General features: G+C 68.5%; 23 protein-coding genes. 4 read left to right on the top strand and 19 right to left on the bottom strand.

All coding sequences use genetic code 11. The annotated features are described in order from the left end of the window. Window positions 1-271: 271 nt before the first annotated feature. From HV742_RS03675 to HV742_RS03725, 11 genes are all read right to left on the bottom strand, one after another. Window positions 272-1120, bottom strand: a complete 849-nt coding sequence (locus HV742_RS03675) for a class I SAM-dependent methyltransferase (RefSeq protein WP_049073320.1) — start codon at window positions 1118-1120, stop codon at window positions 272-274. A gap of 78 nt (window positions 1121-1198) precedes the next feature. Then, complete coding sequence (locus HV742_RS03680) at window positions 1199-2368, bottom strand: CMD domain protein (protein ID WP_175144499.1); 1170 nt, start codon at window positions 2366-2368, stop codon at window positions 1199-1201. Between the two features lie 24 nt (window positions 2369-2392). Then, on the bottom strand, window positions 2393-3751 hold the full coding sequence (locus tag HV742_RS03685) for an acyl-CoA thioester hydrolase/BAAT C-terminal domain-containing protein (protein ID WP_175144500.1): 1359 nt from the start codon (window positions 3749-3751) through the stop codon (window positions 2393-2395). Between the two features lie 10 nt (window positions 3752-3761). Continuing rightward, window positions 3762-5333, bottom strand: a complete 1572-nt coding sequence (locus HV742_RS03690) for an ABC transporter substrate-binding protein (protein WP_100503488.1) — start codon at window positions 5331-5333, stop codon at window positions 3762-3764. 78 nt (window positions 5334-5411) lie between these two features. Then, window positions 5412-6542, bottom strand: a complete 1131-nt coding sequence (locus tag HV742_RS03695; protein ID WP_254600938.1) for an ABC transporter ATP-binding protein — start codon at window positions 6540-6542, stop codon at window positions 5412-5414. Beyond that, a complete protein-coding gene (locus tag HV742_RS03700; RefSeq protein WP_175144501.1) occupies window positions 6539-7561 on the bottom strand; it encodes an ABC transporter ATP-binding protein in 1023 nt (340 codons plus the stop codon). The genes HV742_RS03695 and HV742_RS03700 overlap by 4 nt, the downstream gene beginning before the upstream one ends. After that, complete coding sequence (locus HV742_RS03705) at window positions 7558-8460, bottom strand: ABC transporter permease (RefSeq protein ID WP_024069310.1); 903 nt, start codon at window positions 8458-8460, stop codon at window positions 7558-7560. Before HV742_RS03705 ends, HV742_RS03700 begins: the two co-directional genes overlap by 4 nt. A gap of 29 nt (window positions 8461-8489) precedes the next feature. Further along, entirely contained in the window at window positions 8490-9464 is a 975-nt protein-coding gene (locus HV742_RS03710) for an ABC transporter permease (protein WP_006387061.1), read from the bottom strand. Beyond that, window positions 9461-10936 carry a flavin-containing monooxygenase gene (locus HV742_RS03715; RefSeq protein ID WP_175144502.1) on the bottom strand — a complete coding sequence of 492 codons (1476 nt, stop codon included), beginning with the start codon at window positions 10934-10936 and terminating at the stop codon, window positions 9461-9463. Before HV742_RS03715 ends, HV742_RS03710 begins: the two co-directional genes overlap by 4 nt. Next, complete coding sequence (locus HV742_RS03720) at window positions 10933-11901, bottom strand: LysR family transcriptional regulator (protein WP_175144503.1); 969 nt, start codon at window positions 11899-11901, stop codon at window positions 10933-10935. Before HV742_RS03720 ends, HV742_RS03715 begins: the two co-directional genes overlap by 4 nt. Before the next feature lie 212 nt (window positions 11902-12113). After that, window positions 12114-13139, bottom strand: a complete 1026-nt coding sequence (locus HV742_RS03725; protein ID WP_175144504.1) for a MerR family transcriptional regulator — start codon at window positions 13137-13139, stop codon at window positions 12114-12116. Window positions 13140-13419: 280 nt separating this feature from the next. Between HV742_RS03725 and HV742_RS03730 the strand changes: the two genes are divergently transcribed. Continuing rightward, window positions 13420-14022 carry a hypothetical protein gene (locus HV742_RS03730; RefSeq protein WP_254600940.1) on the top strand — a complete coding sequence of 201 codons (603 nt, stop codon included), beginning with the start codon at window positions 13420-13422 and terminating at the stop codon, window positions 14020-14022. A 15-nt stretch (window positions 14023-14037) separates the two neighbouring features. Here the strand turns inward: HV742_RS03730 and HV742_RS03735 are convergent, their stop codons facing one another. The 4 genes from HV742_RS03735 to dsdA form a co-directional block, all read right to left on the bottom strand. Continuing rightward, on the bottom strand, window positions 14038-14364 hold the full coding sequence (locus tag HV742_RS03735; RefSeq protein ID WP_049073331.1) for a 7(1) septoil knot domain-containing protein: 327 nt from the start codon (window positions 14362-14364) through the stop codon (window positions 14038-14040). Window positions 14365-14462: 98 nt separating this feature from the next. Beyond that, window positions 14463-15986, bottom strand: coding sequence for an amidase (locus tag HV742_RS03740; RefSeq protein ID WP_175144506.1), 1524 nt, complete (start codon window positions 15984-15986; stop codon window positions 14463-14465). A gap of 11 nt (window positions 15987-15997) precedes the next feature. Then, window positions 15998-16984 (bottom strand): Bug family tripartite tricarboxylate transporter substrate binding protein, encoded by a 987-nt coding sequence (locus HV742_RS03745; RefSeq protein WP_063570083.1) that lies wholly within the window; start codon window positions 16982-16984, stop codon window positions 15998-16000. Further along, the gene (dsdA, locus tag HV742_RS03750) at window positions 16981-18369 is read right to left on the bottom strand and encodes a D-serine ammonia-lyase (protein WP_175144507.1); all 1389 of its coding nucleotides are present in this window, start codon (window positions 18367-18369) and stop codon (window positions 16981-16983) included. The genes HV742_RS03745 and dsdA overlap by 4 nt, the downstream gene beginning before the upstream one ends. A gap of 123 nt (window positions 18370-18492) precedes the next feature. Between dsdA and HV742_RS03755 the strand changes: the two genes are divergently transcribed. After that, entirely contained in the window at window positions 18493-19452 is a 960-nt protein-coding gene (locus tag HV742_RS03755) for a LysR family transcriptional regulator (protein ID WP_175144508.1), read from the top strand. A gap of 58 nt (window positions 19453-19510) precedes the next feature. On the opposite strand, the gene HV742_RS03760 is transcribed toward HV742_RS03755, so the two are convergent. The 3 genes from HV742_RS03760 to HV742_RS03770 form a co-directional block, all read right to left on the bottom strand. After that, window positions 19511-19828, bottom strand: a complete 318-nt coding sequence (locus HV742_RS03760; RefSeq protein ID WP_254600942.1) for a hypothetical protein — start codon at window positions 19826-19828, stop codon at window positions 19511-19513. A gap of 150 nt (window positions 19829-19978) precedes the next feature. Beyond that, complete coding sequence (locus HV742_RS03765; RefSeq protein WP_006387073.1) at window positions 19979-20188, bottom strand: DUF7661 family protein; 210 nt, start codon at window positions 20186-20188, stop codon at window positions 19979-19981. A gap of 57 nt (window positions 20189-20245) precedes the next feature. After that, the gene (locus HV742_RS03770; protein ID WP_175144509.1) at window positions 20246-20674 is read right to left on the bottom strand and encodes a GNAT family N-acetyltransferase; all 429 of its coding nucleotides are present in this window, start codon (window positions 20672-20674) and stop codon (window positions 20246-20248) included. A 62-nt stretch (window positions 20675-20736) separates the two neighbouring features. Here HV742_RS03770 and HV742_RS03775 point away from each other — a divergent pair, with 62 nt between their 5' ends. Both HV742_RS03775 and HV742_RS03780 read left to right on the top strand, forming a co-directional pair. After that, on the top strand, window positions 20737-20979 hold the full coding sequence (locus HV742_RS03775; protein WP_175144510.1) for a hypothetical protein: 243 nt from the start codon (window positions 20737-20739) through the stop codon (window positions 20977-20979). 28 nt (window positions 20980-21007) lie between these two features. Then, window positions 21008-21214, top strand: coding sequence for a hypothetical protein (locus tag HV742_RS03780; protein WP_175144511.1), 207 nt, complete (start codon window positions 21008-21010; stop codon window positions 21212-21214). A gap of 113 nt (window positions 21215-21327) precedes the next feature. Here HV742_RS03780 and HV742_RS03785 read toward each other — a convergent pair whose 3' ends face one another. Then, on the bottom strand, window positions 21328-22293 hold the full coding sequence (locus HV742_RS03785) for a 2-hydroxyacid dehydrogenase (protein WP_175144512.1): 966 nt from the start codon (window positions 22291-22293) through the stop codon (window positions 21328-21330). Window positions 22294-22371 lie beyond the last annotated feature (78 nt).

Consider the following 22371-nt stretch of genomic DNA (forward strand, 5'->3'; position numbering starts at 1 on the left):
GGTGACAAGGGAAACCGGCGCACACGAAGGTGCCCCAGCCAAGGCTCGCCCATGGAGGGACGTACGTCAGCCTACGGACATGAAAACGCCGCTATTGCAGCGGCTGCCCGCCCTTGCTCTTCCGGCTGTCAATCCGGACGATCGTTGTTGCGATCGCAAGATGAGTATGGGCGTGACGCACATAGGCAGCAATGCCAAGGGTGACATTCTCATCCCTATCCGAGACGAGCGTTCAATAAGAAAAGGACCTCGCAAGGTCCTTTTTCAATTCTCAAGCCGCTTGCGGCAGGAAAAACCGATCTTTCAACTCCTGCAACCCGATCCGATCCAGCATCTCCGTCAGCCGTTCCGCCGGCTTCCTGCGCGGCAGATCCTTGTACTGCGCAATGATCAGCTCATTCTTCATCGAATGCTCCCACCCCACCAGCTCCGTCACGCTGACCTGGTACCCATGCGCTTCGAGCTGCAAGCACCGCAGCACGTTCGTGATCTGGCTGCCGAACTCCCGCGTGTGCAGCGGATGGCGCCAGATCTCCGCCAGCGGATCGGCCAGCGCCTTGGCTTTGTTCTTGCGTAGCACCGACGCCACTTCCGCCTGGCAGCAGGGCACGACCACGATGTACTTGGCCTTTTTCTCCAGCGCGAAATGGATCGCGTCGTCGGTGGCGGTGTTGCAGGCGTGCAGGGCCGTGACCACGTCGATGGTCGCGGGCAGTTTGTCGGAGGTGATGGACTCGGCCACCGACAGGTTCAGGAACGACATGCCGCCAAAGCCCAGGCGCTGCGCCAGTTCTTCCGATGACTTAACCAGTTCCTCGCGGGTTTCGATGCCGTAGATGTGCGAGCCGTTCTTCAGCGCCTCGGGCTGTTCCTTGAAGAACAGGTCGTACAGGATGAAGCCCAGGTACGACTTGCCCGCGCCGTGGTCGGCCAGGGTGACGGCGCCGCGCTGTTGCTGGACGTCCTTGAGCAGCGGTTCGATGAACTGGAACAGGTGGTAGACCTGCTTGAGCTTGCGGCGGCTGTCCTGGTTCATCTTGCCGTCGCGGGTCAGGATGTGCAGGGCCTTGAGCAGTTCAATCGACTGGCCGGGGCGGATGTCGTGGGTTTTGTCGGACATGGGGGTAAGGCAATGCGCCCCGCGTGGGGCGGGGCGCATGAATAGGCGGAAAGCGCCAGTTTAACGAAAATGCCGCCGTCAGACCTGCACGACCACCGGCTCGCCCAGGTTCAACATCAACCGGTTGGCCCACGCGAAGATCGCGTCCGAATGCAGCAGGTCCAGCACTTCGCCGTCGCTCAGGCCCACGTCCTTCAACGCCTGGATGCTGGCCGCATCCACCGAGGCCGGCGCGTCCGTGATCTGGATCGAGAACTTGCCGATCGCCAGTTCGCGCGCGGTGGTGCCGGCGGTGGCCGGGTCTTCGAACACCTGCGCGATCACGTCATTGCGCTTGGCCAGTTGCTCGAAGCGCTGCGCGTGCACCGAGGCGCAGTAGACGCAGCCGTTGACGCGCGACACCACGGTCGCGCCCAGTTCCCGCTCGGCGCGCGACAGGCCGCCGGGCGCGTACATGATGGCGTTGAACGCGGTGGAGCGCTGGCGCAGGATCTCGGGCTGGTGCACCAGGAACAGGTAGTAATCCGAGACCTTGGCCTTGGGGTGGCTTTCTTCCAGGACCGCGATCTGCTCGGGCGTGGCGCTGTCGACCTGGACCACGTCCAGCCACGCCTTCCACTCCAGCACTTCGTTGGTGAAGCCGTGGGCCTTGATGACGTCGCCGGGTTCGGTGGCGGCGGTGTTGGCCGGGAAGGGCGCGGGCGGGGTGCCGGCCGCGATCGGCTTGGTTTCCAGCGCCAGCATGGCCTGCAGGCCGGCGACCAGGCGCACCTGATACGACAGGAACGCCACCAGTTGCGACAGCGTGACGACAGCCGGCGTGGAGACGCCGGCGGCCGGCAGGGTCTTGAGCGCGGCTTCGTCGCCTTCGACGGGCTTTTCGATCAGCTTGCGGGTGAACTCCAGGATCGCGGCCAGGCGCGGGTCGGCGGCGTCCGCCGGCTTGCCGGACTCGGCCACCTGGATGTCGGCGGCGCTGGCGCCGGCCTCGACCAGGCGCTGGCGGTAGTGCGCAACCAGCGACGGCGACGGCGTCAGGCGCGCGGCGTACAGCGCGACCAGCAGGCGCTCGGCCAGCGTCAGGCCGGGCAGGGCCGGGTCGAACAGGGCGTCGTAGCTGCCCTGGGTGGCGGCGGCGACCTTGTCGCGCTGGTGGCGCACGGCGTAGGTGGCGCTGTCGGCCTTCAGGCCGACGAGCTGGTCCACCAGGTCGCGGGCGGTGTCATAGACGATGGGTGGTTGTGCCATGGGGAAAGTCTCCTTGGATGTCGTTCAGCCGGCGTTGCCGGGCGTGGCGGCCGGGCCGGCCTGGGCGCGATCCGCGGACGGCGCGGCCTGGCCGCGCGCCTTGACCGCGGCGTCCAGGAACTTCAGCACGCCTTCCCACGATTGCTCGTCGGCGCGCGCGTTGTCCTTGGGGTTGCCGCCGCTGGTACTGATCTTGCCGGACACGGGGTGGGCGTAGACCAGTTGCGTGGTGGGCACGTAGGGGAACAGGATCGAGTGGCCGCCGTTCTCGTAGTCCAGCCATTGGACCGGGTACGGATGCCGCACCTCGGCCAGCTTGTCGCGCACCATCTTCGAGTACAGGCTGGACGGCCACGAGCCGTCGTCGGTGGCCGACAGCAGCATCACCGGGCCCTGGATGTCCTCGACCCTGATGCGGGCGCGGGCCACGGCGTCGGGGTCCTGCAGCGCGGTGAGGATGGCCTTTTCGTGGCGATGCGGCGCGGGGCCTTCGTCGAACGGCGCCCAGGTGGCGGTGCGGTTGTTTTCCCAGACGTGCGGCAGGGGCTTGCCGCCCAGCAGCCAGGTCGGGCCTTCGCGGCCGATCTTGGGGTCGCAGGCGTTCTGGCCGCTGTGGACCACGGCGCCCGGCACGTAGGCCACGACCGCCGACACTTCCGTGGGGAAGGTGGCGCCCAGCAGCAGCACCAGTTCGCCGCCGCGCGACTGGCCGCTGATGGCGACGAAGTCGTGCCTGGGCTGGACCTTCTTGCGCAGCCAGCGCAGGCCGGTCTGGAAGTACTCCAGCGGCGTGTTGGAGATGTAGTCCGACAGGCCCGGCGCCTTGAAATAGGCCAGGGCGAAGGCGGCGTAGCCGCGCGACGCATACAGCGCGGCGCGCGGTTCGTTGATGCCGCCGCCCGAGCCGTTCAGGATCAGCACGGCGGGATGCGAGCCGGGGGTGGCGCCGGGCGGCAGGTAGAGCGTGCCGACCAGTCCTTCCTCGCGCACGTCCTGGCGGGTGACACCGTCGGCCGCCAGGCGCTGGGTGAAGCGCGCCACGCTCTGGGCGCCGGCCACGCGCGCCACTACTTCGGTGACCAGTGGCTCGCTGACCGGGTGGTTGAAGTGCTCGCGGCTGGGCGAGTCCACGGGCGACTGTGACCACACCAGGCCCATGGGCGAGAGGCCGCTGTAGTCGCCCGAGACGGGCGCGTCGCGCGTCAGGTCGACCACGCCGTCCTCGCCCGCGACGAAGGCGGCGTGGCTTTGCCACAGCACGCCGTTGCGGCGGGTGAGGGCGGTGATCTCCACCGTCTGGCCGGGCGCGACGTGCTCCACCCGGATCTGGCGGGGCACGTCGATGAGCGCGTCGGCGGGTTGGATGCTCAGGGTAGGAACCATGATGCGCGCCTTACTTGGCCGAGTCCTTGGTGACCATCATGGCGGCGGTGCGGTCGCTGGTCATGGGGGTGACCTTCAGGCCCTTCTTGGCGGCCCAGATGTTCTTGTAGTGGTACAGCGGAATGATGCCGACGTCATCGGACACGATCTTGACCGAGTCGCGCAGGATGGCTTCACGCTTGGCCACGTCGAATTCCGAGGTGGACTGGTCCAGCGCGGCGTCGACCTTGGGGTTGCTGTAGTGGCCCCAGTTGGAGGCGCCCAGGCCCTTCTTGGCGTCGACGGTGGCCAGGATGTTGACCAGCGCGTAGCTGGCTTCGCCCGTGCCGTTGCCCCAGGCCAGCATGCTGACCGCGAATTCGTTCTTGTTGGCGCGGCCCGAGTACACGGCCCATGGCACCACTTCCACTTGCGTCTTGACGCCGATGCGGGTCCAGAACTGCGCCACCGCCTGGGCCGTTTCCGGGCCTTGCGGGTAGCGGTCGTTGGGCACGTGCATGGTCAGCTTGAAGCCGTCGGGGAAACCGGCTTCGGCCAGCAGCTTCTTGGCCTTCTCGACGTCGTTGGGGATGTCCTTGACGTCGGGGTTGTAGCCGAAGGTGCCCTTGGGCATCCACTGGTTGGCTTCGGTGGCGGCGCCCTGCAGGATGCGGTCGGCGATGGCCTTGCGGTTGATCGCCAGGTTCAGCGCCTGGCGCACGCGCACGTCCAGCAGCGGGTTCTTGTCCAGCGGCTTGCCGTTGTTGTCGGTGATGTACTGATTCGGCGCGGGGTTGAAGCTGGGCTGCAGGATCATGACGCGCAGGCCGTCGTACGGATAGACCGAGATGTTGGCGGCCTTCTGCAGCTTGGCCAGGTCGGACACCGACACCTTGTCGATCACGTCGACGTCGCCGGCCAGCAGCGCGGCGGTGCGGGCGGCGGCGTTGTTGATGTAGCGGTAGTTGACCTTGTCCCAGGTGGCCTTTTCGCCCCAGTAGCCGTCGTTGCGTTCCATGATGACGCGGTCGCCGGGGGTGTAGGACACGAACTTGTAGGGGCCGGTGCCGATCATGGCCTTGCCCGAGTTGTAGTCCTCGGTGGTGGACTTCTCGCCGACGTGCTTGCTGACCACGTGCACCGACGCCAGGTTCAGCGGCAGGTCGGGGTTGGGCGCCTTGGTCTTGACGATCAGGGTCAGCGGGTCCTTGGCGGTCATCGTGTCGATGGTGCGCAGGTAGCCGGCGTAGGTGGCCACGCTGCCGGGCACGGCGCGGGCGCGGGTGTACGAGTAGATCAGGTCGTCGGCGGTGAACGGCGTGCCGTCCTGCCACTTGACGCCTTCGCGCAGCTTGAATTCCCAGGTGGTGCTGTCCAGCGGCTTCCAGCTCACGGCCAGGCCGGGCTGCAGCTTGTTCCACTTGTTCTCGATCAGCAGATCCCAGAAGTGCAGGGCCACCGAGCGGTCGCCGGCGTGGTTGTTCAGTTGCGGGTCGAGCGAGGACAGCGGATCGGCAAAGCCGATCGACAGGTTGTCGGCCGAGGCCGCGGCGGACGCGCCCAGGATGGCGGCGGTCAGGGTCGAGAGAATCAGGCGTTTCATGTTCGGGGTCCTTGGTGAGGGGGAACGAGCAGTAAAAGGGTCCATGGGTCGCGGCGTGGACGCCGCGGCCCGCGAGCGTCAGGCCATGTCGTTCAGGTGACAGGCGCTCAGGTGGTTGATGGCGATTCCCTTCAGGGTGGGAACCTCGGTTTTGCAGCGCGCCATCGCATGCGGACAGCGCGGGTGGAAGTGGCAGCCGCCGGGCGGATTGAGCGGGCTGGGAATCTCTCCCTTGATGGCGGTGAAGGTCTTGTGGCGCGATTTCAGGTTGGGGATCTCGGCCAGCAGCGCCTGGGTGTACGGATGGTTGGGGCGGCGGAAGACTTCGTCCACCGGCGCCGTCTCGACCACGCGGCCCAGGTACATGATGACCACGCGGTCCGACAGGTGCTCGACCACGCCCAGGTCATGGCTGATGAACAGGTACGTCAGGTTGAGCTGTTCGCGCAGGTCCATGAACAGATTCAGGATCTGCGCCTGGATCGACACGTCCAGCGCGGCCACGGCCTCGTCGCACACCAGCATCGACGGCTGCACCGCCAGGGCGCGGGCGATGCCGATGCGCTGGCGCTGGCCGCCGCTGAACTGGTGCGGATAGCGCTGGCGCAGGGCCGGGTCGAGGCCGGCGCGTTGCAGTTGCGCGCTGACGTAGTCGTCGAAGTCGTCGTTGCCGACCAGGCCGTGGATGCGGGCGGCCTCGCCGACGATCTCGTCCACGCGCAGGCGGGGGTTCAGGCTGGCGTACGGGTCCTGGAAGATCATCTGCACCTTCAGGCGCGCGGCGTGGGCCTGGGCCGGCGTCATGTCGGCCGGGCGCTGGCCGTTGATCAGCACCTCGCCGCCGGACGGCGTCAGCAGGCCGGCCGCGATGCGGCCCAGCGTGGACTTGCCGCAGCCGGATTCGCCGACCAGGCCGACCACTTCGCCGGGGCGCACCAGCAGGTCCACATGATCGACGGCGCGGGTGATGGCGGGCGGCTTGGACAGGCCCAGGCGCTGCAAGGCCCGGCCGGCGGCGCCGACGGGGCGTTCGCCAAAGCGCTTGCTGACCTGGCGCAGGTCGATGAGCGGGGTGGCGCTGCCGCGGTCATCGGCGTGGGCGCCGAGTGTGGGATGGGCAGCGGCGTGCGCGCCGTCGCCCGTTGCGATGCCCGAGGGCGGCGCCGCGTGGGCGCCGTCGCGGGTGTCCGGAATCGTCGTCTGGCTCATGCCGTCACCTCGCCCGGTTGGCGCGATGGATGAAAGCAGCGCACCTGATGGCCGGGCAGCACGTCGGTGATGGCGGGCTGCTGGCCGCATTGCGCCGTGGCGCGCGCGCAGCGCGCCGCGAAGGCACAGCCGGCGGGCAGAGTGAGCAGGTTGGGTGTCATGCCGGGAATCTGGCGCAGGCGTTGGCCGCGCTGGTTGTTGCTGGGCAGGCTGTCGATCAGGCCCACCGTGTAGGGATGCTGCGGACGGTCGAGCACGTCGTCGACCTTGCCGTGTTCGACGATGCGGCCGGCGTACATCACCGCCACGTCGTCGGCCAGGCCCGCCACCACCGACAGGTCATGGGTGATCCAGATGAGGCTGGTGCCGTGCTGCTGCGCCAGCTTCTGCACTTCGGACAGGATCTGTGCCTGGATGGTGACATCCAGCGCCGTGGTCGGCTCGTCGGCGATGATGAGGTCGGGCCGGTGCAGCATGGAGATGGCGATCGCCACGCGCTGGCGCATGCCGCCGGACAACTGGTGCGGATACGCCAGCAGCCGTTCTTCCGGGCTGGGAATGCCCATCATGCCGAGCGTGTCGCGGGCCAGCTCGCGCGCCTGCGCCTTGCTCATGCTGTTGTGGGCGCGCACCGTTTCGATCATCTGCACGTCGACCCGCAGCACCGGGTTCAACGTCATCATCGGATCCTGGAAGATCATGGCGATGCGGTTGCCCTGCAGCTTGCGCAGTTCGCGCGGGGCCAGCTTGGTCAGGTCGCGGCCCTGGAACAGCACCTGGCCGCCGACCACGCGGCCGGGGGCGTCCACCAGGCCCATGATCGAAAAGCCGGTGACGGATTTGCCCGAGCCGGATTCTCCGACCAGGCCCAGGATCTTGCCGCGCTCCAGCGTGAACGACACGTCGTCCACGGCGGGCAGGGTGCCGGCGCGGGTGAAGAAGTGGGTACGCAGGTTGCGCACTTCCAGGGTCGGCACGTTGGCGGCGGCCGGCGCCGCGACGGGACGGGCGGCGCTCATTTGTGGGTCCTCGGGTTCAGCACGTCGCGCAGGCGGTCGCCTACCAGGTTGATGGCGACGATGGTGATCAGCAGCGCGATGCCGGGGTAGAAGCTGATCCAGTATTCGCCGGACAGCATGTATTGGAAGCCGTTGGAGATCAGCAGCCCTAGCGACGGCTCGGTCACGGGCACGCCCAGGCCCAGGAAGCTCAGCGTGGCTTCGAGCGTGATGGCGCGCGCGATCTGCAGGGTGCCGATGACGATCAGCGGCGGCAGGCAGTTGGGCAGGATGTGCTTGAGCATGATCCGCCAGTTGGGGATGTCCAGGCAGCGCGCCGCCTCGACGTACTCGCGGCGGCGCTCGACCAGGGCCTGGCCGCGCGCGGTGCGGGCGTAGTAGGCCCATTCCAGGATCACCAGCGTCAGCACCACGTTGCCCACGCCTTTGCCCAGGTAGGCCAGGATCATCATGGCCACCAGGATCGAGGGGAACGACAGGATCAGGTCGACCAGCCGCATGATCAGCGCGTCGACCTTGCCGCCGGCGTAGGCCGCCAGCAAACCCAGCAGCGTGCCGATGATGCCGGCGATCAGCGCCGAGCCCACGCCCACCATCAGACTGATGCGCAGGCCGTACAGGATGCCCGACAGCAAGTCGCGGCCCTGGCCGTCGGTGCCGAGCCAATAGTGGAAGGTGTTCAGGCCGTTCATCGTGCCCGGCGCCAGGCGCGCGTCCAGCACGTCGATCTGCAGCAGGTCGTAGGGGTTCTGCGGCGAGATCCACGGCGCCAGGATGGCGGCCAGGATCAGCAGGGTGGCGATCACCAGCCCGAACACCGCCGTCTTGGACGACAGGAATTCCAGCAGGTTGCGGCGCCAGGGCGATTCGCGCTTCAGCGCGGGGGCGGCGGTTTGCATGGCATTTGCCTGGGGAGTGTTCGGAGCGCTCATGCCGAGGCCTCCAGCCGCACCCGCGGGTCCAGCACTTTGTACAGGATGTCGACGATCAGGTTGAGCGTCACGAACAGGCACACCACCACGATCAGGTAGGCCACGATCACCGGGCGGTCCAGCGCGTTCAGGCTGTCCAGGATCAGCTTGCCGGCGCCGGGCCAGGCGAAGATGCTTTCGGTGATGACGGCGAAGGCGATGGTCGAGCCCAGCTCCAGGCCCAGCACCGTCACCAGCGGGATCATGGTGTTGCGCAGCACGTGCACACAGACCACCCGGAACGGCGACAGGCCCTTGGCGCGGGCGAACTTGACGAAGTCCAGCGGCATCACGTCGCGCACGCCGGCGCGGGTCAGGCGGATCACCAGCGAGATCTTGAACAGCGACAGGTTCAGCGCCGGCAGGATCAGGTGGCGCCAGCCGTCGGCCGTCAGCCACGACCACTGGAAGCCCAGGAATTCCACCGTCTGGCCGCGGCCGCTGGCGGGCAGCCAGCCCAGCGACACGCTGAAGGTCATGATCAGCATCAGCGCGACCCAGAAGGTCGGCAGCGAAAAGCCGACGATGCTGCCCGCCATCACCAGCTTGGAGAAACGGCTGTCGGGATACAGCCCGGCCAACAGGCCCAGCGGCAGCCCGATGATCACCGCCAGCAGCAGCGCGGCGATGGCCAGCTCCAGGGTCGCCGGCAGGCGCTGGATCACCAGTTCCACGGCGGGGATGTTGTAGACAAAGCTGTTGCCCAGGTTGCCGTGCAGCGCCCCGTTCAGAAAGCCCAGGTACTGTTGCCACAGGGGCTTGTCCAGCCCCAGTTCGGCGATGATGCGGGCGCGGTCGACCTGGTCGACGTCCTGGCCGATCAGGATGTCGACGGGGTTGCCGATGGCGTGCAGCCCGACGAAGACGATCAGCGTCATCAGGAACACGACCACCGCGGCTTGCGCCACGCGGCGGAGCAGCCAAGCGGTCATTGCGCGGTCTCCGCCTGCCGGGCCGCGCCGGGCGCCGGGGCCGGCGTCCATTCGTCGCCGAACACCTCGGGTTCCGCGAACGCTTCCATGTTGGCGTAGTGCGTGGCCACGTCCTCGCGGTAGAAGAGGCCCGCGATGCCTTGCGCCAGGCGCTTGGCGCCTTCGCTGATGGCCGGGATGTCGCCCGACACGGTGCCGTGCGTCAGCGCGGCCGGGTACGAGAAGCAGTGCACCCGGTCCAGGCCGGGACAGGCGCCCGGGGTCTTCTCCTGCAGCTCGAAGGCCGCGCCCAGGTCGGGCGAGTCATGCAGCTCCTGGTCTTCCTCGCCGGCGGGCGGGGTGTAGCGGTCACCCCAGGCGCGCACGTGCGGCGCCAGCGCGGCGAATTCCGGCCGCACGGTCCAGTCGATGCGAAAACCCGTGGAGAACACCAGGAAGTCCAGCGTGAAGACGCCCTTGGGCGTGGTGACGCGGATTTCGTCATTGACCAGCGCCAGGTCCTGCACGCCGCAGCCCAGGTTGAAGCGGGCGTTCGGGTGGCGCGACACGCGCAGCGTGCTGCCGCGCGGCGGCGGCACCTGGGCGGCGTTGATGTAGTGGCGGATCTTCCACTTCCATTCATCGGGCAGGTTCAGGTGGCCGTGGGTCAGGCCGGGGTTGCCGGCGCCCTTGCCCTTGTTGATGCGCGGAATGTCGTCGCGGCGGATCAGCAGGTCGACGCTGGCCGCGCCCGCTTCCAGGGCGGTGGCGGCGCTGTCCATGGCCGACGCGCCCGCGCCCACCACGCCGACGCGCTTGCCGGCCAGGGTGGCGTAGTCCAGCACGTCCGACGAATGCGCCCAGCGGTCGCGCGGCAGCTTGCGCGCGAAGTCCGGCACGTAGGCGCCGCCCAGGCCGTCGCGGCCGGTGGCCAGCACCACGCGGCGCGCCAGCACAGTCTGGCGGCCAGTGGGCGATTCGATGTCCAGTTGCACCAGCCGGTCGGCGCGCGGCAGCACGGCCAGCACGCGGTGCTGGTTGCGCACGTCCAGGTCCAGCACACGGCGGTACCAGCGCAGGTAGTCCATCCACTGCAGGCGCGGGATCTTGTCCAGCGCCTCCCAGGCCTCGGCGCCGAACTGTGCCTCGAACCAGGCGCGGAAGGTCAGGGCGGGCAGGCCCAGCGCCGGGCCGGTCAGTTGCTTGGGCGAGCGCAGCGTTTCCATGCGCGCGGTGGTGGCCCACGGCCCTTCATAGCCTTCGGGCGACTGGTCGAAGATCGGCGCGACGATGCCCAGGTGCGTCAGCGAGGCCGCCGCGGCCAGGCCGGCCATGCCGCCGCCGATGATGGCCACGTCCAGCACCGGCTGGCCGTCGACCAGGCGCGGCGTGACCCAGGGCTTGGCGGGGATTTCCAGCCAGGACAGGTCCTGGCGCAGGCGCGCTTCCAGCGCGGCCAGGCCTTGCGGGGTGGGAGCGAGGGGTTGGTTCATGCGGGGGTATCCGTAAGAGGGGTGTCATCGCCGTAGATCGACTGCAGCAGCGCGCCGTGCTGGCAGGCGTCGTGCAGCACGAAGCCGGGCAGCAACTGCGCGGCGGCCTGCGCCAGCGCATCGGCCATGGCCTGGCAGGCCGGCGTCAGGGGCTGCAACTGCGAGGTGATGACCCCGAAGAAAAAGGGGATGTCCAGGTCGATCGGGCGGATCGCCACGCCCGCCATCGGCGCGCCGTAGGCGGTAATGGGTTCCAGCACCGACACGCCCAGGCCCGCGCGCACGGCGGCCAGGGCGTTGACGGACGAATTGGTTTCGATGGCGCCGGCGGCATGGCCCAGCGCCGCGTCCAGCCGGCGGCGCAGGCGGTAGGGATTGGCCATGGTGATGACGCGGCGCCCGGCCAGCTCGGCCACCGGCACCACGTCATGGCGCGCGGCGGGATCGTTTTCGGGCAGCGCGACCACACAGGGGGCCTGGCCGATCCAGTGCACCGTCAGGCCGCGATGCTCCAGCGGCAGGCTGGTCGCGCCCAGTTGCGCCGCGCCGCTCAGGACGGCGTGCACCACGCGCTCGGGCGAGGCGCTGCGCAGTTCGATGCGGGGGGCCAGGTTGGCGTGCGGCTCGATGCGCTTGAGCGCGTCCGGCACCAGCCCGGCGGCCAGCGCCGAAGTGGCCGCCAGCAGCAGCGGTTGCGCCTGGCCGCGAGCGATTTCCTCGGCCCGGTCGCGGATCTGGCGCAGGCTGGACAGGGCGCGTTCCACGTCGTCATAGAGCAGGAAGCCCTGCTCGGTCGGCGTCACGCGCGGCCCGCTGCGGGCGAACAGGGCATAGCCGATCTCGGCCTCCAGTTCCTGCAGCAGGCGGCTGATCGCGGGTTGCGAGCGGCCAAGCAGACGCCCGGCAGCGGTGACGCTGCCCGTGGACATGACGGCCGCGAAGGCCTCGAGTTGACGAAGTTCCATCTGTCTTGCTTTATGCCAAGGACGAATTCTTGCGTATCGAGTATGCGCCCGGCAAATAATTAAAGGGCATAAGCAAATTCCCTAATCGGGATTTCCTTATGCCCTGTCATTACTTCGCGTTATTTCAACGACTTACGGGATTACCCTAGGGCCGCCCGTCTCCGGCTGGGGGACTTTGGGGGGATTTCGAGCACGACGAGACGCACGCGCGATCACGCCGGTTGGGGGCGCCTCGATATCCGCTCGCGCACTTCGGGCGAGGCCAGGCACGTCGCGACGGCCTCGTAGCCCGGCGCGCCGGGGTAAGGCACGACGCGGCTTGGCGGACTGTGATTCGCCGGGCAAAGCAGAATGGCTTCGTCGGGTCCAACGGCGGCAAGATCCAGGATCGCCGACGAGCGCGTCATCAGGAAGAGGGGCTTTCCTCCGGCCTTCGCGCGTTGACGAAGGTGCGCCATCAAGGCTTCCTGAGATGGCTGGTCCAGGCCCTGTTCGACCATGTCGATCACCAACACCGCGGGGCCTTCCGTTTCCAATGCAACGAGTAAAGCCGTCAGCGCATCGGATTCTCTTGCGCCCTCGTCGACGAGCCACGCCACGACTTTGGCAATGCGCGATCCGAGAGCGGGATCCGTTGCCAACATGGCCTTCGCCGCGGCGCATCCATTGTCGAGCCGATCCAGGCCAACGAAGGCCGCATTTGGCAGGCTCTGCGCGAGACAAAGGGCCAGCCTGGTCTTTCCGCTGCCTAACGAGCCGATGATGTAATTCAGGGGACGCACATCCCGAACTTCGAACCATTCCCCTCCCCAAGGCCAGGGAAGCGCAAACGCCGCGCGGGTTTCGGTCGATCGATCGAGCAAGCCGGTTAATTCTCCATCCGATGGCATCCGACCACGAGCCAGGTTTGCCTGGATGCTTCGTAGCTTGTCCAATTGGTGAAGAAGCGCTTGGATATCTTTGCCGAGCACCGCTTCGTGTGTCGACAATGCCGCGCTCAGGCTCTCGACGTCACCCTCCAGTACGCGCGCGATTTGAGCCAAGCTGAGTCCGAGCGTGCGCAGCGTCACGATTTCGGTCGCGCGGACGATATCGTCAGGTCTATAGGTTCTATACCCCGCTGGTGTACGCCCGGGGGTCATCAAGCCATGCTGCTCGTATAGCCGCAAGGCCTTGATCGATACGCCAAGCCGTCTGGCTGCTTCGGAAGCATTCAGCCACGAATTGGAAGAACTCATGGGTTCACCGTCCTTGTGTTGACTAGGTGCAGCCAGCTTGGGGGCGGCCCCAAGGGTCGAGTCAACACATTATCGGATTGTTTGCCGGCACAACGCCCGTCTGCTCATGGGAAAGGAAATTGCAATAGCATTACGCCTCGCCTGGCGGTTCAATCCTGGCAACTTTGATGGGGAAAGCATGGCAAGGGGACGACCGGTATCGGACGCGCGGCGCGCCACGCCTGGGGCCGGGGGCCGGCAAGGCGGCACGGATGGACGCCTCCGCCTCCTCTATAGGCCGGTGGCGGTACTGCTCTGCCTGGGCTTGGGCGCCTGCATCAATGGCCGGCCGATGCAGCCCCCGCCGCCGCTGTACGCGCTGTGGGCCAAGGCTGGCGTCGATCAGCAAGGCGTGCGTGACGCGCTGCTCGACTGCGGCTTTCCCAGCGCCAGCCATGTCGACGGCACGACCATCACCAACAACGACTATGCGCGGGGTGAGCAGTGCATGCTCGGCAAAGGCTTCGCCTACCAGGAGCGCCACACCTACTGCGACACCCATCCCCATCTGGCGGCCTGTCCGGCAACCGACGGCGCCGCGGCGGCGGGGTCACGGCAACGTCCGCCCGCCTATGAACAATGGACCCGGCCGGACGCCGACGCCCAGCGCGTGCAGCAAGCCATGCGGGCGTGCGGCTACGCCTCGGTCATCGAGCCGGGCGACGACATGCTGCTCAACGATATCGCCGCCGCGCAGTTGTGCATGCTCGACGGGGGCTTCCAGTTCACGTTGCCGGCCGGCGCGCTGTTGTGCAGGAATCCCCCCCTGCTGGTGGCCTGCCGCGGCCGCGTGATCGACACCGCCCATTGCTGCGCGCCGCCCCGGGCTGCCGGCCAGCGCTGACGCGGCGGCCCTGCGTCAGTCGGTGCCCGGAAACGCATCCACCCACTTGACCGTCACGTCGGGGAACGCGTCCACGAACTGGATCTTGAAGTCCGGGAAGGCATCGACGATCTTCCATTCGCCGCAGCGGTCGGCGAAGGCGCTGACTTTCTTCACCCGGATATCGGCGAAGGCGTCGACCACCTTGACGCGGATGTCGGGAAACGCGCTGACGATCTTGACCTTGCCGCGCAGCGGAATGCCTTTGTAGGTGCAGCTGCTTTTGTCGACATCACCGGCCTGGGCGGTGAAAGCGGCGCCCAGCAGGGCGCAGGCGAGAAGGGCGTGGGGCAGAGCGCGCATGAGCGGTGTCTTTTCAAAGCCGGGCCAGGCCGGCGGGCGGGGGGATTATGCCCGAGTCCGCCGCCGTGCCATGCGCGTCTGCTGGGGTACGGTCTTGCCTATACCGCCGAAACTTCGGCCGCCGACGGTCCCCGTGCCACCCCCGGCGGCGCCGTCACGATCGACGTCAGCGCCGGCTCCGCCGCCTTCAGCCCCGCCAGGTCCGGCCGCGGCCGCCGCAGTTCCTCATTGCCCGCGAACGCCGACTCCATCCCCTGCGCCGCCGCCAGCACCTCGCGATCGCCCCGGAACCGTCCCACGATCTGCAACCCGAACGGCATCCCCTGGTGATCCCGCCCGCAAGGCAGCGTCAGCGCCGGATGCGTGGTCAGCGTGATCACATACGTCAGCGCCAGCCAGCGGTAATAGTTCTCCTGACGCTTGCCGTTGATGGCCTCGGCATACAGCTGCGTCCACGGGAACGGCGACACCGGCGTGGTGGGCGACAGGATCAGGTCGTAGTCGTCGAAGGCGCGCTGGAAGCGCTTGATGAGGCGGGTCTGCTCGGCCTGCGCCCAGGCGCAGTCCTTCAGGCTCATGGCCGCGCCCATCTCAAAATTGGCGCGGGGGTTGGGGCCGAGGCTGGCCGGGTCTTTCTCGTAGGCCTCGCGCATGCCGGCCACGAAGGCTTCGGCGCGCAGCACGTCGAAGCAGCGGTGGGCCTCGCCGAAGTCGATCTCGATGGGATCGCAGGCCGCGAACAGGTGGCGCATGGCGGCGATCTTGGCGCGGAAGGTGGCGCGGATGCCGTCGTCCACGTCGCACAGCCCGAAGTCTTCCGTATAGGCCACGCGCAGGCGGCCCAGGTCGGCGTTGCCTGGCGCCAGGAACTGCAGCGGATCGAGCGGATAGCTCAGCGGGTCGCCGGCGTCCGGGCCGGCGCTGGCGGCCATCTGCAGGCAGGCGTCGGCCACCGTGCGGCCCATCGGGCCGACCACCGAGATCGGCGTCCAGCCCAGCGGCTTGCGCACGCTCGGCACCACGCCCGGCGACGGCCGGAAGCCGACCACGCCGCACTTGGCGGCGGGGATGCGCAGCGAGCCGCCGGTGTCCGACCCGGTGCACAGCGGGAACAAGTCGCTGGCCAGCGCGGCGGCCGAGCCGCCCGAGGAGCCGCCGGCGTTCAGGTTCGGGTTGAAGGGATTGCCGGTCGCGCCCCACACCGTGTTGCGCGAATTGGCGCCCGCGCCCATCTCGGGCACGTTGGTCTTGGCGGCCACGATGGCGCCGGCGTGGCGCAGGCGCGCCACCAGCGTGACGTCCTCGGCGGGCACGTGGTCGCGGTAAATTGGCGAACCGAAGGTGGTGAGCAGGCCGGCGGTGGGTTCCAGGTCTTTCACGCCCAGCGGCAGGCCGTGCAGCAGGCCCAGCGTGTCGCCGGCCATCACCGCCTGTTCGGCGGCGCGCGCCTCGACGCGGGCGCGGTCGAAGGCGGTGGCGGTGACGGCGTTGATGTACGGGTTGACCGCCTCGATGCGTGCAATGCACGCCTCCAGCAGTTCCACCGGCGACAGCTGGCGCGCGCCGATCAGGCGCCGCAATTCCACCGCGGATAACGAGACGAGCGAATCGTCCAGGGTCATGAGTGCTTCCTTCAATCGATCTTGATGTTGGCGCGCTGCGCGACGTCGCGCATCTGCGGCAGTTCCTTCTGGATCAGCGCTTCGCCCTCGGCGGCGCTGGAGAAGGCCGCCTCGAAGCCTTGGGCTTCCAGACTCTTGCGCACGTCGGGCGATTCGACCGTGGCGCGCAGGGCGGTTTCCAGTTTGGCCTTGACGTCCGCTGGCAGGCCGCGCGGCGCGGTGAACATCAGCCAGGTGTCCATGGCCACCGACGGATAGCCTTGTTCGGCGAAGGTCGGCACGTCGGGCAGGAAGGCCGAGCGGGTCGGGGCCGACACCGCCAGCACGCGCACCTTGCCCAGCTTGCTCTGCGGCAGCGCGGCCGCCACGGTGTCGACCGAGAACGGAATCTGGCCGCCGATCAGGTCGGTCATGGCCGGCGCGCTGCCCTTGTAGGGGACGTGGATCATCTTGATGCCGGCGGCGGCCAGGAAGGCCTCGCCGACGAAATGCGCGGTGGTGCCGGCGCCGAACGAGCCGTAGGCGGGCGGTTCCTTCTCGCGCGCCTTGGCGTAGGCCACCAGTTCCTTCAAGTCCTTGACCGGCACCTGCGGATTGGCCAGCAAGGCCAGCCCGGTGCGGCCCACGATGCCGAGCGGCTCGAAGCTCTTGACCGGGTCATACGGCAGCTTGGCCTGGATCGCGGGGTTGACCGTGAAGGTGGTGCCCGAGCTGACCAGCAGCGTGTAGCCATCGGGCGCGGCCTTGGCGACGTAGCCGGCGCCGATCGCGGTGCCGGCGCCCGCGCGGTTCTCCACCACCACCGTCTGGCCCAGTTCCTGGCCGAGCTTCTGCGCGATGACGCGGCCGAGCACGTCGGTCGCGCCGCCGGGCGGAAATGGCACCACCAGCGTGATGGGGCGGGTCGGATAGCCGGTCTGGGCGCTGGCCGGGGCGGGGGCGGCAAGGGCGCCCGCCAGGGTGACACCAAGGGCAAACAAGGCAGTCTTCATGGTCATGCTCGACGAGAGAGGTGGAAGGACGGCGCGTCGGTGGGCGCCTGGGCGGCGGCCGCGAGTCGTTGCCCGCGGCTCAGGAATCGGTCGTACTCTTCGGCCGGCACATACAGCCCGCCGGTGGTCCAGGCCAGATGCGTGGCGCGCGTCAGATGCGGCAGCAGGCCGCGCTGGCGCAGCCACTGCTGCCCGGCCGGGCTGCCCAGCAAGTGGCGCGGCCCGGAAAACCCGGCCGCCGCCGACGGCTCGATGCGCAGGCCCTCGCTGTCGTGCAGCCGCGCCAGATCGCCGTACAGGGTGTCGTCGGCGACGGTGTAGACGCCGGCCAGCGACTGGCCGACGGCGGCATAGGCCAGGTCGGAGGCGCGCGGCACCGCCAGGCCGTCGGCCTCGGTCTGGTTGGTCAGGCCGATGTCGTAGACCGACGGCGGCACCGGCACGCCGGGCAACTGGCCATGGCCGGCCATCATGCGCAGCAAGAAGCAAGGCGACTGCACCGGTTCGGCAAAGAAGCAATGCGCGTGCGCGCCGTACAGCAGCGACAGGCCGAAGGCGATGCCACCCGGCGCGCCGCCCACGCCGCAGGGCAGGTAGACGAACAGCGGATGCTCGGCATCGACCACGATGCCGGCCTGCGCGATCTGGTCGCGCAGCCGCAGCGCCGCCGCCGCGTAGCCCAGGAACAGCGAGGCCGAGCGCTCGTCGTCGACGAAGTAGCCGCGCGGGTCGGCCTGGACCTGGCGGCGGCCGGCGGCCACGGCCTTTTCGTAATCGCCGGGGTGTTCCACCACCTCGACGCCCCGGGCGCGCAGGCGCGCCTTCTTCCATGCCTTGGCGTCGGCCGACATGTGCACGGCGGCGCGAAAACCCAGCGCCGAAGCGATCACGCCGATCGACAGGCCCAGGTTGCCGGTCGATCCGACGGCCACCTGGTATTGCGCGAAACAGGCGCGGGCCGCGGGCGCGGCGAGCTTGCGGTAATCCTCGCCGGGCGCGACCAGGCCTTGCGCCCACGCCAGCTTCTCGGCGAATTCCAGCACCTCATGAATGCCGCCCCGCGCCTTGATCGAACCGGCCACCGGCAACGCGTGGTCGGCCTTGATCCACAGGCGTCCGCCATCCGGCGCCAGGCCCAGCGCCTGCTGCATGGCGGCGGCCTGGCGCAGCGGCGACTCGATCACGCCGGCCGAGACTTCCAGTTCGGGGAACAACTGCGCCAGCAACGGCGCGAAGCGCGTGAAGCGGTCGTGGGCCGCCTGCACGTCGGCCAGGCCGAAGGGGACGCCGGTGTCGGCCGCGCCGCCATCGGGGCGGGTCCACAGCAGCGGTTGCGCGGCGCGCAACGCCTGCAATGAAAAAGCGGGAACGGAAGCCTGGGACGGGGTCATGCCTGCGTGTTCCATAGAGGGAGCGTCATGCAACGGTCACATCCTAGGCGGGGGCTCCGTATTGCGGCAATATGAATTGCTAGAATCATTCATTGCGTTTTACGCAAACCAAGGGCAAACCCGATGAACCCGCAAATCCTGCAGGAAATGGCCGTGCGCTACTTCCTGGAAGTGGCGCGCTGCGGCTCCGTCAGCGTCGCGGCGGAGCGGCTGGACGTGGCGCCGTCCGCGGTCAGCCGCCAGATCGCCCGGCTCGAACGCGAATTGGGCACCCTGCTGTTCGAGCGCCGCTCGCGCGGCATGGCGCTCAACGCCGCCGGCGAACTGCTGGCCGCCCACGCCAAGCGCGCGCACCAGGACGTGGAGCGCGTTGCCGGAGAGATCATGGGCCTGCGTGGCTTGCGCCAGGGGCTGGTGCGGGTGGTCTGCACCGAAGGCTTCGCGCATGACTTCCTGCCGGCCGCCATCGCCGTTTTCCGCCGGCAATACGCCGGCATCCGTTTTTCGCTGGACGTGTGCTCGCAGCGCGAGGTGCCCGTCCGGGTGCGGGACGGCACGGCCGATATCGGCGTCACGCTCAGCCTGACCTCGCACCATGACGTACGGGTCGAGCTGCGCATGCCGGCGCCGGTGCGCGCGGTGGTGGCGCCCGACCATCCGCTGGCGGGCCGGTCCGAGGTATCGCTGGCCCAGTTGATGGCCTATCCGCTGGCCTTGCCCGATGCCGATTCGACGCTGCGGCAACTGATCGACATCAGCTGCAGCCGCCAGCAGTTGTCATGCGAACCGATGTTCTCCAGCCGCAGCGTCGACGCGCTGGTGGCGTTCGCGGGGGCGGGCGGCGGCGTGGCGTTCTGCGGCGAACTGGCGATCCGTTATCGCCTGCGCGCCGGGCAGGTGGTGGCCCTGCCGCTGCGCGACCGCGAAATGAACGAACGCCACTTCGAGGTGCAGACGCTGGCCGGACGCGTGCTGCCCGAGGCGGCCAAGGCCTTCATCGCCAGCCTGCGCGCGCAACTGCAAGCGGACGGCGGCGCGGCGCCGGCGCGTTGGCGGGAGAGCGGCGCGGCGCCCGCGCCTTAGCGGAAGCGGGGCGCGGCGCCCGCGCCTTTATTGGGAGAGCGGTGCGACGCCCGCGCATTTAGTGCGAAAGCGGCGCGACACCAGCGCCTTGGCGCGGCGTCGCGATCATGCCGGCCTGGCGCGCGGCCAGCCAGGCGCGGCCCTTGGGCGTCAGCGTGGCCACGGCGGCCCCAGCGTCGCCGGCAGATCGGCGCGCCAGGTCCACCAGGCCGTTGCTGGTGGCGTCTTCCCAGGCCGACAGGCGCGGACACGAGGTGCGCCACGCCTCCATGATGTCGGCATAGGTGCGAGGGCGCTCGGCAACCCAGATCAGGAACTGCGTCAGGTTGCCCAATTGCGAGGCGCTGGCCTCGATGGCGGGGGTGTCGTCGGACATGGCGGGCTCCAGGCGCGAAGGGCTGGTTTTCACGATACTCCCGCGCCAGCGCCGCGGCCAGTTCCGAACAGGCCTGTTCCCTGGCCAGTCCCGCGCGCATCCCGCGCCCACGGCCAGCAACGGCCATTGGCGGCCACCAGCGCCACGCGCTCAGGCGACCCGTGTCACGCTGTCGCCCGGCCGCGCCATCTCGTGATACAGGTCGTCCAGGTACGCCGCCAATTCGTCTTCCGCGACATCCGCCGGAATGACGATCTCGCCAGCGCGCACGCGCTTGCCCGCCACGGACTGGTACACGGCCCATTGGCCAGCTTCGCGCTCGATGTCCAGTTGCAGGCGGCGGTAGATGTCGAATCGCATGATCGGCGTGGCGGGATCTCGATGGTGGCGCGCTTGGCGGCCCGGCTCGTGCCGCGCTCAGGCAGACGCCGGGCCGATGAGCTTCCTCATCGACGGCGCCGCATGCAGCGTGTATTGCTCGCGTTCATAGAATGAAATCGCGTCGGGCCGGGCATCCAGGAACACCGCCCCCATGCCGCGAGCGCGGGCATCCGCCTCGGCGTAGGCCATCAGCGCGCGGCCGGCGCCGCTGCCGCGCACGGCCTCGTCGACCACCAGATCGTCCACATGCAGATGCGGACCGCGCGCCAGCGTGTGCACGGGCCGCATGCCCATCACGCCGATCAGCCTGCCGTCGCGGTAGGCGCCGACCAGTTCGTAGCCGCCATGCGATTGCCGCCGCACGCGCTGCAGGAATTCGGCTTCATCGAGGGCGGTGCGCAATTGGCGGATCAGGGGAAAGGCCTGGGCCCAGGCGGACGGTTCGATTCTGTTGCAGATCACCATGATGTCTCCGGATCGTTTGGCGGCAGGCTACCATGGCCCGGCCCCAAAAAAGAGGAGCGGCCATGGAAGAAACATTGAACGGATTTCAGATCACGCGTGGCGCGTTGCAGGTGCAGGACGGCTACGTGCCGGTCATCGAGGCGCGGGGGCCGGCGCCCGACGGCCGCATCCTGCATGGCGCGGTGGCGGTGACCGAATACGGCGTGTTCGAGGATCAGGAAGAGGCCATCAACGCCGGCTGGACGATCGGGGTGCGGTCGATCGTGGCGCGCGCCGATGGGCTATCCATCACGATCGATGCGTGACGCGGGCAATCGCGGCGGATGCGGGTCGATGGCGGAAGATGGCGCTGTAATGGCAGCGAAATGCCGTCGCGCCAAGGGTGCCCGTGGCGGGCACGCCGCCCGTTGGCCAGGCGCGCAGAGAAAAAAAATCCGGCCCGAAGGCCGGAAAAAATTACAACAACAAGCACAACAGCTCGCCGGCACGAGCCAGTGCGGTGAGAAATTTATCATGTATGAGATAAATAACAAGATGTAGTGTCCATAAGATGGACGCTTGATGGCCGATTTCCTCAAATAATGCCCCATTCGAGGGCGTTCCCGCAGAGCGGGCGGCATCGCCACCTCGTTCGCTCGCCGCGGCCCATCGTCTCAAACCACCTGCGTCACCGTCTTGCCTTCGCGGAACCAGCCATCCAGGTTGGCCAGCATCAGGTCCGCCATGGCCCGCCGGGTCTCATGCGTGCCGCTGGCGATGTGCGGCAGCATCACCACGTTGTCCATCGCGTTCAAGGCGGCCGGCGTGGCCGGTTCATGCTCGAACACGTCCAGGCCCGCGCCGGCGATGGCGCCGCTTTGCAGCGCCTGGACCAGCGCGGCTTCGTCGACCACCGTGCCGCGCGCGATGTTGATCAGCCAGCCGCGCGGGCCCAGCGCCCGCAACACCTCGCCATTGACCAGGTGGCGCGTGGCGCCGCCGCCCGGCACTGCCAGCACCAGGAAATCGCACTCGGCCGCCAGCGTCGTGATGTCCGGGCAATAACGGTAGTGCGCCGGCGCGTCCGCGCGCGGCTTGCGGTTGGTGTACAGGATGGGCATATCGAATGCTTCGGCGCGCCGCGCGATCTGCAGGCCAATATTGCCCAGCCCGACGATGCCGCAGCGCTTGCCGCTCATGCGCGTGCCCAGGCCAAAGCCTTCTTGCGGCCAGCGGCCGGCGCGCACGAAGCGGTCGGCCTCGGCGATGCGGCGCGAGGCCGCCAGCATCAGCGCCAGCGCGGTGTCCGCCACGCAGGCATCGAGCACGCCCGGCGTGTTGGTGACCCGCACGTCGCGCGCCTGCGCCGCCGCCAGGTCGATGGTGTCGTAGCCCACCCCGAAACTGAATACGCCTTCCAGCGCCGGCAGCGCGTCGATCAGCTCGCGCGATGCGCCGAAGCGGCCGCTGGTGGCGATGCCGCGGATCGCCGCGCCGTGGTCGCGCAGCAGCGCCGCCTGGTCGGGGCTTTGCCACCAGCGGTGCACGCGGTAGCGCGACTCCAGTTCGGCGGTCAGTTCGGGCAGCAAGGGGCCCACCATCAGCAGGTCGGCGAGGGGCTGGGAAGCAGTCGTGGTCATGTCGGGTGTCATGGTTGTTGCAGCGACCCGCGGGCGCGGGATTCGCAAGAAAAGGGGCGGCGGGACGACCGAAGAGGA

It is taken from the genome of Achromobacter ruhlandii (assembly GCF_902859695.1).
Lineage (GTDB): Bacteria > Pseudomonadota > Gammaproteobacteria > Burkholderiales > Burkholderiaceae_B > Achromobacter > Achromobacter ruhlandii.